This window comes from Rhodovulum sp. P5 (assembly GCF_002079305.1).
Classification (GTDB): Bacteria; Pseudomonadota; Alphaproteobacteria; order Rhodobacterales; family Rhodobacteraceae; genus Rhodovulum.
Window position 1 is genome coordinate 3,298,270 of the sequence record NZ_CP015039.1, and the last position, 12,034, is coordinate 3,310,303.

At 66.2% G+C, this 12,034-nt stretch carries 14 protein-coding genes; 10 read left to right on the forward strand and 4 right to left on the reverse strand.

From position 1 onward, the window contains the following. Positions 1–40 precede the first annotated feature (40 nt). The 3 genes from RGUI_RS15720 to sfsA all read right to left on the reverse strand — a co-directional run bounded on the left by RGUI_RS15720 (position 41) and on the right by sfsA (position 3,256). Positions 41–1,624, reverse strand: a complete 1,584-nt coding sequence (locus RGUI_RS15720; protein ID WP_081534690.1) for a dienelactone hydrolase family protein — start codon at positions 1,622–1,624, stop codon at positions 41–43. Between the two features lie 37 nt (positions 1,625–1,661). Further along, entirely contained in the window at positions 1,662–2,474 is an 813-nt protein-coding gene (gene map, locus RGUI_RS15725; RefSeq protein ID WP_081534692.1) for a type I methionyl aminopeptidase, read from the reverse strand. 65 nt (positions 2,475–2,539) lie between these two features. Next, positions 2,540–3,256 (reverse strand): DNA/RNA nuclease SfsA, encoded by a 717-nt coding sequence (gene sfsA / locus RGUI_RS15730; RefSeq protein ID WP_081534694.1) that lies wholly within the window; start codon positions 3,254–3,256, stop codon positions 2,540–2,542. Positions 3,257–3,477: 221 nt separating this feature from the next. Here sfsA and RGUI_RS15735 point away from each other — a divergent pair, with 221 nt between their 5' ends. From RGUI_RS15735 to RGUI_RS15760, 7 genes are all read left to right on the forward strand, one after another. Then, positions 3,478–4,218 carry a DUF1538 domain-containing protein gene (locus tag RGUI_RS15735; protein WP_216640078.1) on the forward strand — a complete coding sequence of 247 codons (741 nt, stop codon included), beginning with the start codon at positions 3,478–3,480 and terminating at the stop codon, positions 4,216–4,218. Then, positions 4,215–5,018 (forward strand): DUF1538 domain-containing protein, encoded by an 804-nt coding sequence (locus tag RGUI_RS15740; RefSeq protein ID WP_081534696.1) that lies wholly within the window; start codon positions 4,215–4,217, stop codon positions 5,016–5,018. The genes RGUI_RS15735 and RGUI_RS15740 overlap by 4 nt, the downstream gene beginning before the upstream one ends. After that, positions 5,015–5,368, forward strand: a complete 354-nt coding sequence (locus tag RGUI_RS15745; protein WP_081534698.1) for a P-II family nitrogen regulator — start codon at positions 5,015–5,017, stop codon at positions 5,366–5,368. Before RGUI_RS15740 ends, RGUI_RS15745 begins: the two co-directional genes overlap by 4 nt. Then, positions 5,365–5,778: a CBS domain-containing protein gene (locus tag RGUI_RS15750; protein ID WP_081534700.1), complete on the forward strand. Its 414-nt coding sequence runs from the start codon at positions 5,365–5,367 to the stop codon at positions 5,776–5,778. The genes RGUI_RS15745 and RGUI_RS15750 overlap by 4 nt, the downstream gene beginning before the upstream one ends. After that, positions 5,775–6,275, forward strand: coding sequence for a hypothetical protein (locus tag RGUI_RS22215; protein WP_253798527.1), 501 nt, complete (start codon positions 5,775–5,777; stop codon positions 6,273–6,275). The genes RGUI_RS15750 and RGUI_RS22215 overlap by 4 nt, the downstream gene beginning before the upstream one ends. 26 nt (positions 6,276–6,301) lie before the next feature. Next, positions 6,302–6,904 (forward strand): hypothetical protein, encoded by a 603-nt coding sequence (locus RGUI_RS22220; RefSeq protein ID WP_253798530.1) that lies wholly within the window; start codon positions 6,302–6,304, stop codon positions 6,902–6,904. Positions 6,905–6,981: 77 nt separating this feature from the next. Beyond that, positions 6,982–8,004, forward strand: coding sequence for an aspartate-semialdehyde dehydrogenase (locus RGUI_RS15760; RefSeq protein ID WP_081534702.1), 1,023 nt, complete (start codon positions 6,982–6,984; stop codon positions 8,002–8,004). A 345-nt stretch (positions 8,005–8,349) separates the two neighbouring features. Here RGUI_RS15760 and RGUI_RS15765 read toward each other — a convergent pair whose 3' ends face one another. Continuing rightward, positions 8,350–9,000, reverse strand: a complete 651-nt coding sequence (locus RGUI_RS15765; RefSeq protein WP_081534704.1) for a carbonic anhydrase — start codon at positions 8,998–9,000, stop codon at positions 8,350–8,352. Positions 9,001–9,144: 144 nt separating this feature from the next. Between RGUI_RS15765 and RGUI_RS15770 the strand changes: the two genes are divergently transcribed. The 3 genes from RGUI_RS15770 to RGUI_RS15780 all read left to right on the forward strand — a co-directional run bounded on the left by RGUI_RS15770 (position 9,145) and on the right by RGUI_RS15780 (position 11,827). Beyond that, a complete protein-coding gene (locus RGUI_RS15770) occupies positions 9,145–9,525 on the forward strand; it encodes a hypothetical protein (RefSeq protein WP_156882993.1) in 381 nt (126 codons plus the stop codon). Positions 9,526–9,599: 74 nt separating this feature from the next. Then, positions 9,600–10,982, forward strand: a complete 1,383-nt coding sequence (locus RGUI_RS15775; RefSeq protein ID WP_081534708.1) for a M17 family metallopeptidase — start codon at positions 9,600–9,602, stop codon at positions 10,980–10,982. Then, complete coding sequence (locus RGUI_RS15780) at positions 10,973–11,827, forward strand: NlpC/P60 family protein (RefSeq protein ID WP_253798533.1); 855 nt, start codon at positions 10,973–10,975, stop codon at positions 11,825–11,827. Before RGUI_RS15775 ends, RGUI_RS15780 begins: the two co-directional genes overlap by 10 nt. Positions 11,828–12,034 lie beyond the last annotated feature (207 nt).

Consider the following 12,034-nt stretch of genomic DNA (forward strand, 5'->3'; position numbering starts at 1 on the left):
CAGCTACCACCGGCGCGGCGCTGGTAAGCCGGGACCGCCTTCACACCGCCTGAAACATCGGGAAGGTGACGCCCAGCGCCCAGGCCAGAAACAGCCCCAGCCCGATCCCCGCCCCGGCAGGTCGGGCGGTGGACCGGCCAACCCAGCCGCCCATCATGCCGAACAGCAGAAAGAACAGCAGCACCACCGGCAGGATCACCAGCAGGAAGAACAGCCGGTCGAAATCGAGCGCCACGGCGATGCCGAGCGAGACGAGGAACGCCCCACGCGCGGTCAGGCTGCGCCAAAGCGGTGCCCGCCCGCCCTCGACCATCAGGGAGTCCGACAGCATGTAGGGCACCGTGCCGACGGCCATCGCCGCGATGATCAAAAGCCGGATCGGGATCGGGAAGAAGCTGGTCACATACCGGTCCATAGCCAGCCCGAAGACGAAGATTCCATAGAAGGCGACGAGACCGGCCAGCATGAGGATGCGCCGGACCTCGTCCCGGCTGGGCCAGCGGACCTCGTCCCACCATGCCAGCATGGCAAGCACCACCATACCGTAGACGAAGAAATGCATGGCCAGATACTCCGCCACCAGCACCGGCAGGAACCGCGTGTCGACGGGGGACAGGACCAAGGGCACCACCACCGCGGGCAGCAGCGCCACGATCAGGAAGCGCTTGTGCGACAGTGGCACGGGCCGCGGCTCCTCGGTGCGTTCACGCAGGCGCGCCAAGGGCCAGCCAAGCGCAACGATGCCCGCCAAAAGAAGCGCCGTCCAGCCGCCCATGTTCGCGACCGGCCCGTCGCTTTGCCGCCCGAAGGTCGCATCCAGCCACGCCCGGGCCTCTTGCAGCATCACGGGCGACCAGATCACGCCGACATGCTCCACATGGGGGGCGAGGATGGCGCGGCGCCCCGTGCCCTCGGCCGGGTCGCCCACGGTCTCGCCGAATTCGGCCTCGGGGTCGGCGCGTTCCAGCGCGGCGCGCGCGTCGGGGATCAGCCGCCCTTCCCACGCGCCCTGCACCATCAGCAGGTTCGGCGGATCGGTCGCGGTGATACTGTCGTCCGACATCGACACGGCCACGGTTGCCGCCAGCCGGTCATCGACGCGGGCCTGCCGCACGGCGATGTAACTGCCCATGGAATGGCCAAGGATCGCTACCCGCCCATCGGCCCAGGGCTGGTCCAGCGCGGCGTCGATCACGCGTTTGGTTTCGTCCATCAGCAGAAGCGCCGTGCCCTCGGGGCTGTCCAGATCGCCCGACATCGGCACCGGGTTGCGCCCGTGGCCTTCATAGTCGAACGCGACGGCCGCATAGCCCGCCCGTGCCAGCGTCAGCGAGGTCGCCTGCATCAACGGCCGTGATCCGGCGAACCCGTGGGAGACGATGACCACCGGCGCGGGGCCGCTGTCCTTCATCCGGTAGACCGTGGTGGGCGTTGTGCCCGTGCCCGGAACCGGTTCGATCAGGACCCCGGCCCGTTCGGCCTCCAGGTGCCAGACCGATACCGCGATCGCGATCAGCGACAGGATCAGAACGGCCCAGCGGGCCGGCGTCAGCCGCCAGCCGAAACGGTGATGTACCGGCGCCGTTTCGGCGGACGTGTCGGGATATCGGGTGGCAGGGCGCATCGGCGCTCCTTTCCTTCCTGTCGGTGTCAGACGCGATTTACCGATAGGTAGGGTGGAACACGCCCCCCGGCGAGAGCGTGAAGATCTCGCACCCATCCGATGTCACACCGATGGAGTGTTCGTATTGTGCCGAAAGCGATTTGTCGCGGGTCACCGCCGTCCAGTCATCGGCCAGCACCTTGGTTTCGGGCCGGCCCAGATTGACCATCGGTTCGATGGTGAAGAACATGCCTTCCTCCAGCACGGGCCCGGTGCCCGGCTGTCCGTAATGCAGAACGTTCGGCGGGGCATGGAACACGCGGCCCAGCCCGTGGCCGCAGAAATCGCGCACCACGCTCATCCGGTTGGCCTCGACATAGGTCTGGATCGCGTGGCCGATATCCCCGAAGGTGTTGCCGGGCTTGACCGCCTCGATCCCCTTGAAAAGCGCATCATGGGTGACCTCGATCAGCCGTTCGGCCTTGCGCGAGAGTTTCCCGGCCACATACATCCGGCTGGTATCGCCGAACCAGCCGTCGACGATAACGGTCACGTCGACATTCAGGATGTCGCCGTCCTTCAGCGTCTTCTCGCCCGGAATGCCATGGCAGACGACATGATTGACCGAGATGCAGCTGGCATGCTGATAGCCCTTATAGCCGATCGTGGCCGACCGTGCGCCCTTGGCCTCGACCAGTTCGGTGATGACGCGGTCGATTTCACCGGTGGTCTGGCCGGGCCGGATCAGCGGTATGATCTCGTCGAGGATCTCAGCAGCAATCCTGCCCGCCGCATGCATGCCGGCGAAATCTGCCGGTTCGTAAATGCGGATATTGTCCTTTGTGCGACGGCCGCCCGATCTTTCGTCCAAGGGGCTTCTCCTTACCTAATTGGTCCCAACTGATAGGACGGTGCGGCGACAAATTCCAGTACCCGCTAGGACGCGGGGTCCAGATGCACCTCAATCGCGTCGGCCATGTCGATGCCGTCGGTGCCGATCTTGGTCCCATGGCACAGGATCTGCACCCCGGCGTCGTGTGCCTCGCGGCAGGCCTTGGCATAGGCCGGGTCGATATCGCCGGCCAGACGGAAGCGGCGGCAGTCGGTGCGCTGGACAAGGTAGACCAGAACCGACCGGTGCCCGGCGGCGACCATCGCGGCCAGTTCCTCCATGTGGCGCGCGCCGCGGGTGGTGACGCTGTCGGGAAACTCCGCCCAGTCGTCGGTGCGCCGCAGGTGGACGTTTTTTACCTCGACATAGGTCTGGGGCAGGCCCGGTTCGGTCAGCAGGAAATCAACGCGGCTTCTCTGCCCGTATTTCACCTCTGCCCGGATGCCGGAATAGGAGGCAAGTTCCGGGATATGTCCGGCCTCCAGCGCCTCGCGCACCACGCGGTTGGGCAGGCTCGCATCGATGCCCGCCCAGTTGCCGCCCTCCAGTTCCACCAGCCGCCAGCCATAGCGCAGCTTGCGGCGCGGATCGTCGTTCGGTTCAAGCCAGACGGGCAGGCCCGGGTCTTTCAGGCCCAGCATCGCGCCGGGGTTCGGGCAATGGGCCACGACCTCTTCGCCGGTGTCCAGCGTGACATCGGCCAGAAATCTGTTGTACCGGCGCGTCAGCCGGCCGCGGACAAGGGGAACCTCGAAATTCATGGCTCGCAGGTACCGCCCCGAATGCGCGGCGACAAGGGACGCGTGACGCTGGTGTCCGCGCCCGAGACGCCCCTTTCGCCCCAATTGTCGGCAAGTTCCGCGGCGATGCCGCCAAGGCGCACATTTCTCAACCCCGTCTTCAGGCTTTTCGGCAACTGGGTTGAGACGGGGCGAATGTCCCGATAGATGCTATGCAGGGCCTAAACCCAAGGGCGAACGCGATGTTCGATGTGATGCGCGGCATGACGGCACAGATCGCGGGGACGATCCGCGACCTTGCGCCCATCGTTCTGGTGGTGGGGTTCTTCCAGATCGTCGTGCTGCGCCAGCCTGTCGATGGGCTCGGCGAAATCGCCTTTGGCCTGCTGTTCGTGATGGCGGGGCTTGCGATCTTCATCCAGGGGCTGGAGATGGCGCTGTTCCCCATCGGGGAATCGCTGGCCGACGCCTTCGCGCAAAAGGGCTCTCTCTTCTGGCTTCTGGCCTTTGCCTTCGGGCTGGGCTTTGGCACGACGGTGGCTGAACCGGCCCTGATCGCCGTGGCGGCCGAGGCGGCGGGCATCATGGCCGAGGGCGGCGCGATCCCGAAAACCGAAAGCGCGACGGAGGGCTATGCGCTGGCGCTGCGCTATACCGTGGCCGTGTCGGTGGGCACGTCCATCGTGATCGGCGTCTGGCGCATCCTCAAGGGCTGGCCGATCCAGTGGTTCATCATCGCGGGCTATATCCTTGTCGTGGCGCTGACCACCGTGGCGCCCGCGGAAATCATCGGCATCGCTTACGACTCCGGCGGGGTCACGACCTCGACCATCACGGTGCCGCTGGTCACCGCACTGGGCGTCGGGCTGGCCTCTGCCATCAAGGGGCGCAACCCGATGGTGGACGGTTTCGGCCTGATCGCCTTTGCCAGTCTGCTGCCCATCGTCTTCGTGCTTCTCTTCGGGATCGTGGTGCAGGGATGACAGGCTGGGCAGATCATCTTCTGGCGACCTTTCTGGGCACCCTTCGGGACGTCGCCCCGATTGCCGCCATTCTGGTCGGCTTTCAAGTCGGCGTGTTGCGCCGCAAGGTGCCGCATCTGCGCAAGGTTCTGATCGGGTCCTTCTACGTGGTCCTGGGGCTGGCGCTGTTCCTCTTCGGGCTGGAACAGGCCCTGTTCCCGCTGGGGGAGATGATGGCGCAAAGCCTGACCGACCCGGCCTTCGTCGCGGGCGGCAAGCCGGTCGCGTCGCTGGTCTGGCACGATTATTACTGGACCTACATCTTCGCCTTTGCCATCGGCTTTGCCACCACCATCGCCGAACCTTCGCTGATCGCCGTGGCGCTGAAGGCGAAGGAGGTTTCGGCGGGCGGCATCACCGCCTGGGGGCTGCGCATCGCGGTGGCCATCGGCGTCGCGCTCAGCCTGTCGGTGGGGACGTTCCGGATCGTCACGGGCACGCCGCTCTATCTCTATATGATCGTGGGCTATCTGATCGTTGTCGTGCAGACGATATTCGCGCCGCGGATGATCGTGCCCCTGGCCTATGATTCCGGCGGGGTCACGACCTCGACCGTCACGGTGCCGCTGGTGGCCGCGCTTGGGCTGGGGCTCGCCTCCACCGTGCCGGGGCGCAGCCCGCTTCTGGACGGTTTCGGACTGATTGCGCTTGCGAGTCTCTTTCCCATGATCACGGTGATGGGCTATGCCCAGATCAGCGCCTGGCGTGCCGGGCGCGTGCGCGGTGCAAAGGACGCCGCGGCGGAAGGAGGGCCGCCATGAAATTCAAGATGATCCTTGTCATTACCAAGGACGAGAAGACCGATCTTGTGACCGAGACGGCCCGGGCCCACGGGGCCACGGGCATGACGGTTATCACGAATGTCCGGGGCGAGGGGCTGAAGCCGAAGAAAAGCTTCATGGGCCTGACCGTCGAAGGGCAGCGCGACATCGTCATCCTGCTGGTGGAAGAACATATCAGCCGCCACATCCTGGAGGAAATCGCGCGCGCCGCGGGGTTTGAGAATGAACCGGGCGTCGGCGTCGCCATGCAGATCGACATCGAGGACGTGATCGGCCTTGGCACGCAGATCGCCTCGATCCGCCATGAGATCGAGGAGGAAGACCTGTGACCGGGCGACAGTTCACATCCGTGGCCGAGGTGATGAGCCAAAAGTTGCAGACCATCAACGGGCTTGCCACGGTGCAGCAGGCCATCGACCAGATGAAAGAGGCGCGGGTCGGTTCCCTGATCATCGAACGCCGCCACGACGGCGACGAATTCGGTCTGGTGACCGTCTATGACATCGCGGCAAAGGTTGTCGCGGAAAACCGCAGCTTCGACCGGGTGTCGGTGTATGAAATCATGACCAAGCCGGTGGTGACCGTCTCGGCGGACATGAACATCAAATACGCGATCCGGTTGCTGGCGCGGCTTTGCATGACGCGGGCGCTTGTGACCAAGGGCGACGAACTCGTCGGGATCGTCACCCAGCGCGACATGGTGGTGCGCTTCGCCGACGACAGTCACCGGCCCGCATGATTGTCTGGCTGGCCGGCTGGACCCGCCGCAAGGACGCGATCTTTCGTGCGGTGACTGACGCGGCCGGCGGTGGCACGCGCCTTGCCGTCATCGGGCTGTCGTTCCGGGGGTTCCCCGAGACACGCGCACGAACCGAGGCCGCGCTGGCCGTGGCCAAGCGGCAGCCCAAGGGGTGGCTGGGACGGCGGCTGAAACGGGCGCTGATCGGGGCGCAATACAACTGGTCCCGGCGCTATTTCACCCGCCACCGCGACGCTGTTGCGATGTGCTGGAACGGGCTGACGGGATCCCGCCGCGCGTTCATGGAAGGCGCGCGCGATGCCGGGGCCGGGCGGCTTTATGCCGAGCTGGCGCCCTTTCCGGGGCGTGTGACGCTGGACCCCGCTGGGGTGAATGCGAAAAACGGCCTGCCGCGCGTGGGGCAGTTCTACCTCGACTGGGCGGCGAATAACCCTGACGACGCGGGGCAGGACTGGCGTGCGCTGGGCGCGGGCTGACCGCCCGTCCGTCTCGCCGGGCGGATGTGGGGCAGGGCGATGCGGGGGCGCTGGCGCAGGCCGGTCGGTTCCTGTTCTGCCCGTTGCAGGTGCCCAATGACAGCCAGATCACGCTGTTTTCCGGCTGGACCGGCAGTGTCGAGGGCATGATCGCTGCCCTTGCGCGCACGGCCCGCGCCCTGCCCGAAGGCTGGCATATTCGGCTGAAGGAACACCCCTCGGCCCGCGTTTCGCTGGCCGGGGCGCTGGACCGGGCGGTTGCGGACAGCGGTGGGCGGCTGGTCGTGGACAACGCGACCGACAGCTTTGCCCAGATCTCGGCCTCAGACGGGGTGATCACGATCAATTCCTCAATGGGATTGCAGGCGTTCTTCTTCGACAAGCCGGTCATCGTTCTGGGGCAGGCGTTCTTTGCCATCCCTGGCCTTGTCACCTGTGCGGGCTCCGAGGCTGCGCTGGCCGAGGCGCTGGCCGCCCCTGATCGGTTGGATTATGACCCTGCCTTGCGCGCGGCGTTCATGTCCTATCTCGACCGGGTCTACTACCCCCGTGTCACCGACTTGCCCGACGGTCGGGTCGAGATCGACGCCGACGCCCTGGCCGCGAAACTCCGCGCCGCGCGGCGCTGAACGGGCCTTTCGTCCGGCGGGGCTTTGCTGTATGGCTGCCGCCCGTTACCTATTTCCGATGTCAGAGGAGCCACCCGATGGGCTACAGGGTCGCCGTTGTCGGCGCCACGGGGAACGTGGGCCGCGAAATGCTGAACATTCTGGCCGAGCGCCAGTTTCCCGTGGACGAGATCGCAGCGCTTGCCTCGCGCCGGTCTCTCGGGACCGAGGTCAGCTTTGGCGACAAGACCCTCAAGACCCAGGATCTGGCGCAGTTCGATTTCACCGGCTGGGACATTGCCCTTTTCGCCATCGGTTCTGGCCCGACCAAGGAATACGCGCCGAAGGCCGCCAAGGCCGGCTGCGTGGTGATCGACAACTCATCGCTCTATCGCTACGACCCGGACATTCCGCTGATCGTGCCGGAGGTGAATGCCGACGCGATCGAGGGCTATGCCAAACGCAACATCATCGCCAACCCCAACTGCTCTACCGCGCAGATGGTCGTGGCGCTGAAACCGCTGCATGATCGCGCGAAGATCAAGCGCGTCGTGGTGTCGACCTATCAGTCGGTGTCGGGCGCGGGCAAGGAAGGCATGGACGAACTTTGGGACCAGACCAAGGGGATGTATGTGCCCGGGCAGGAAAAGGACCCCGCCAAGTTCACCAAGCAGATCGCCTTCAACGTGATCCCGCATATCGATGTCTTTCTCGATGACGGCTCCACCAAGGAAGAGTGGAAGATGGTCGCCGAGACGAAGAAGATCGTCGACCCCGCGATCAAGGTCACGGCCACCTGCGTGCGCGTGCCGGTCTTTGTGGGCCATTCCGAGGCGATCAATATCGAGTTCGAGGACTTCCTCGACGAGGATGAGGCGCGCGACATCCTGCGCGAGGCGCCGGGGATCATGGTGGTCGATAAGCGCGAGGACGGCGGTTACGTCACCCCGGTCGAATGCGTGGGCGATTTCGCCACCTATGTCAGCCGCATCCGGCAGGATTCCACCATCGAGAACGGCCTGAACATCTGGTGCGTGTCCGACAACCTGCGCAAGGGCGCCGCGTTGAACGCGGTTCAGATCGCAGAAGTCCTCGGCCAACGGGTGCTGAAGAAGGGGTGACGAGCGCCCGGAAAACGGTCCGGGGGACCGTTTTCAGCGAGGAACGGGCGGAGCCCCGATACGGCCGCGGTCCGGGGCGTCAGCCCTGGCGACGGCTCCCGGGGGAGCGTTCGAGCCTCGAACGGGCGGAGGCCCGGGGAAGGCCCGGCCCAGTGGGGCAGACCCGGCCAAGGCTGACCGCCACTTCTCTCCATCTTTATAGGAAACGGATGGTCCGGCGGGGTTGATTGCTGCGGGGATCGGCGTCGTCTGTGCGGCAGCGGGAAGACCAGCGCGGAACAGAGGGGCGTCAGCCCCGCCCCGCCGTGGCCCCTCTGCCGAGGCTAACGCCCGCGCCGACCACCCTCAAACCGGCAAGAACCGCCCCTTTTCGGGATCGTAGCATTCCACCACGCCCGCGCCGATGTCGTTCCACAGCCCGTGCAGCGCCAGTTCCTCGGCCTCGACGGCGGCCTGGACGAAGGGGAAGCTCATCAGGTTTTCCAGCGACACCAGAACCGCGTCCTTTTCCATCGTCTCCAGACGTGCGGCCTCATCCTCGATCCCGGCATGGCGGTCATAGGCGGGGCGCAGGATGTCCATCCAGCGGCCGATGAAGCTGGTCTTTTCCTCAAGCTGGGGCGCCTTGCCCGCGCACATGTCGTGGCAGCCGCGCACGCCCCCGCAATTGGAATGCCCCAGGACCAGCAGGTTCGCGACCTTCAGCACGGTCACCGCATATTCCACCGCCGCCGAGGTGCCGTGGTAATCGCCGTCCGGCGCATAGGGCGGCACCAGCCCCGCGATGTTGCGATGGATGAAGAACTCTCCCTCATCCGCGCCGAAGATCGAGGTGACGTGAATCCGCGAGTCGCAGCACGAGATGATCATCGCCCGCGGGCGCTGCCCGTCTTCGGCCAGACGGCGGTACCACGCCTTGTTCTCGGCATGGGTCGTCGCCTTCCAACCGTGATAGCGCTGGACGAGATATTGCGGCAACGGGCGGGCGGTCTTCATTCCGGTCTCCATCTTCTGTTCGGTGTCGGTGAATAAAGGGCATTTGGGGGGAATTCGAGGGATTTCGGACACGGCCCGAAACGCTTTCTTGACCCTGCCGCGCATAGGGTGCCCGCGGTGGGTGTGGTGATCGGAGGGTATTGCGTGTCGCCTGTATTTAATTTGCGGCCGGATGAGCCGTTACGGCTCGATTCGGAGCGTCTGGCGGACATGTTCGTTGATCTGGGCGAGGCCCGGGCCGAGGGCCTGATCGAGATGTCCGTCGGCCGGATCGAGGAATTGCTGGCCCGGCTCGCGATTGCCGCGGAGGACGGGCGGCCCGAAACCTGTGCCGGTCTGGCGCGGGAAATTCGGGCGGTCAGCGACATGATCGGGTTGTTGAGCCTGTCCTGGGCGGCCCGGGGTGTGGAACGCGCGGCGCTGTCGCGCGATCCTGTGGCATTGGCGGCAACGCGGGACCGGCTGCGCCGGATGGCGCTGCGGTCGTTCCGGTTGACAGAGGAGCTTCGGCACCGGTCCGGCTGATACGGCTTGCGGGCGGCACACAGGCAGGTAGGGTCGGGGCATCCCTGACCTGATACCTGTAGGAGGCCTTGCCCATGCCGCCCCGTTTTGCCGATCCCTCCGACGCGTCCCTGCCGCTCCACGTGGTTGCCGAGGATCGATTGGACGATTGGCGCAGTGCGCTGCCGCCGATGCAGGCGGCGTGGCTCGATGCCGTGGGCTTTGCCGCGGCCCCGGGAGAGGTCCAGCCGCTGCCCGCGGCGGGTGGCGGGCTTGCCGGCGCGGTGGCCGGTTATGGCACTGCCAAGGCGCGGGCGCGCGGGCGCTTCCATCTGGCGGGGGGCGCGGCGCGTTTGCCTGCAGGTGCCTACCATCTGGAAGCCGATCTCGAAGGTCCCGCGCTGGAGGCCGAGGCGCTGGGGCTTCTGCTCGCCGCCTATCGGTTCGACCGGTACAAGACCCAGAAACCCCTTGCCGCGCGGTTCAAGGCCCCCGCAGGGATCGACGCCGCGCGGGTGGAGGCGATGGCAGCGGGCGAATGCCTGACCCGCGACCTGATCAACACGCCTGCCTGCGACATGGGACCCGAGGCGCTGGAAGCGGCCCTTTTCGATCTGGCCGCCCGCCACGGGGGCACGGCGCGGGCGATCCGGGGCGATGACCTGCTGGCGCAGAACTTCCCCCTGATCCATGCGGTCGGACGTGCCGGGCCGCAGGCGCCACGGCTGCTGGAGATGACTTGGGGCGATGCCGGGCCGCGGCTGACGCTGGTCGGCAAGGGGGTGTGTTTCGACACCGGCGGGCTGGATATCAAGCCCGCGGCGTCGATGGGGTTGATGAAAAAGGATATGGGTGGCGCGGCCACCGTGCTGGGGCTGGCCGACATGATCATGGCGCTGAACCTGCCCCTGCAACTGCGCGTGTTGGTGCCCGCGGTGGAAAACAGCGTGTCGTCGAACGCCTTTCGCCCGCAGGACATCCTGACCGCGCGCAATGGCCTGACGGTGGAGGTAAACAACACCGATGCCGAAGGGCGGCTGGTTCTGGCCGATGCGCTGGCCCTTGCGGCAGAGGAAGACAGCGACTGCCTGATCTCGATGGCCACGCTGACCGGCGCGGCGCGGGTGGCGGTCGGCCCCGATCTGGCCCCGTTCTACACCGATGACGACGCGGTCGCCGCGGCCTTGGCGGGCAAGGCCGGCGATATGGCCGACCCGGTTTGGCGGATGCCGTTCCATGCGCCTTATGACACGATGCTTGAACCGGCGATCGCGGATCTCGACAACGCGCCCTCGGGCGGGTTTGCGGGTTCCATCACCGCGGCGCTGTTCCTGCGGCGGTTCGTGGGACAGGCGCGCTATGCGCATTTCGACATCTATGGCTGGCAACCCGCCGATGCCCCGGCCCGGCCCAAGGGCGGCGTGGGGCAGGGCGCGCGCGCCATTCTGGCGGCCTTGCCCGAGGTTCTGTGCCTGTGACCGGCGACCGGCGCGAAACCCCGGCCAACACGCGCGTCGCCGCCGCGCATCTTGCTGGGCTCGTGCAGGCCCCGCGATATGCAGACCCGGTGACCCAGCGTGTGACCCGGCCCGTGACGGATCTGTTGCGGGACCCCGGCGGCGCGCGGGACCGTCAACTGGTGCTGGGCGAGGGGTTCGAGGTACTGGAAATCCATGACGGCCACGCCTTTGGCTGGGCCGCGCGGGACGGGTTCGTGGGCTATGTTCCGGCCGACGCCCTGTCGCCCGACGTGCACGAGCCGACCCATATCGTCTGCGTGCCAGCCAGCCACGCCTATTCCGCGCCCAACCTGAAAAGCCCCGAGATCTCGGCGCTCAGCTTCGGCTCTCGCCTGCGCGTGGTCTCTGCCAGCGGGGCGTTTTTTGAGACCGCGCAAGGCTGGTTCGTGCCGAAACCGCATCTTCGCCCGGCCAATGCGCCCTTTGCCGACCCCGTGACCGTGGCGCAGTTGTTCTTCGGGGTCCCCTATCTCTGGGGTGGCAACTCGGTCTGGGGGATCGATTGTTCGGGCCTTGTGCAGGCGGCGTGGCTGGCCTGTGGGCTTTCCTGTCCCGGTGACAGCGACCAGCAAGAGCGCAGGCTTGGCATGGCGATGCCGGACGGCACCCCGTTCGAACGGGGCGACCTTTTGTTCTGGAAGGGTCATGTGGCGCTGGTGGTGGCAACCGGGGTGATGATCCACGCCAACGCTCACACCATGTCTGTGGCCTATGAAAAAATCCCCGACGCCATCGCCCGGATCGCCGCGCAGGGCGACGGAGAGATGACGGCGCACAAGCGGGGCACGGCTGAAAGCGATTGAAGGGGCAGCGGCTGGTCATCCTGACTTTCGCAAGAACCACGACCGGCCGAATGCCCCGAATGGGCCGCCCCTCGCCCCCATTGATCCAAGAAGGTCCCGGCGCGCGCAATGTTTGAGACAGGGGGGATGTGTTATGTTATCGTTAATAGCGCCTGAATTTGGCGTTAACGGGAACCTTTGAGCGTTTCCACCATAGGGAGTGTGAAT

What these genes read in the sequence shown, in the direction of transcription:
- RGUI_RS15720 (WP_081534690.1), bottom strand. Translation starts at nt 1,624, where the DNA reads ATGCGCCCTGCCACCCGATATCCCGACACGTCCGCCGAAACGGCGCCG.
- sfsA (WP_081534694.1), bottom strand. Translation starts at nt 3,256, where the DNA reads ATGAATTTCGAGGTTCCCCTTGTCCGCGGCCGGCTGACGCGCCGGTAC.
- RGUI_RS15735 (WP_216640078.1), top strand. Translation starts at nt 3,478, where the DNA reads ATGTTCGATGTGATGCGCGGCATGACGGCACAGATCGCGGGGACGATC.
- RGUI_RS15740 (WP_081534696.1), top strand. Translation starts at nt 4,215, where the DNA reads ATGACAGGCTGGGCAGATCATCTTCTGGCGACCTTTCTGGGCACCCTT.
- RGUI_RS15745 (WP_081534698.1), top strand. Translation starts at nt 5,015, where the DNA reads ATGAAATTCAAGATGATCCTTGTCATTACCAAGGACGAGAAGACCGAT.
- RGUI_RS22215 (WP_253798527.1), top strand. Translation starts at nt 5,775, where the DNA reads ATGATTGTCTGGCTGGCCGGCTGGACCCGCCGCAAGGACGCGATCTTT.
- RGUI_RS15760 (WP_081534702.1), top strand. Translation starts at nt 6,982, where the DNA reads ATGGGCTACAGGGTCGCCGTTGTCGGCGCCACGGGGAACGTGGGCCGC.
- RGUI_RS15765 (WP_081534704.1), bottom strand. Translation starts at nt 9,000, where the DNA reads ATGAAGACCGCCCGCCCGTTGCCGCAATATCTCGTCCAGCGCTATCAC.
- RGUI_RS15775 (WP_081534708.1), top strand. Translation starts at nt 9,600, where the DNA reads ATGCCGCCCCGTTTTGCCGATCCCTCCGACGCGTCCCTGCCGCTCCAC.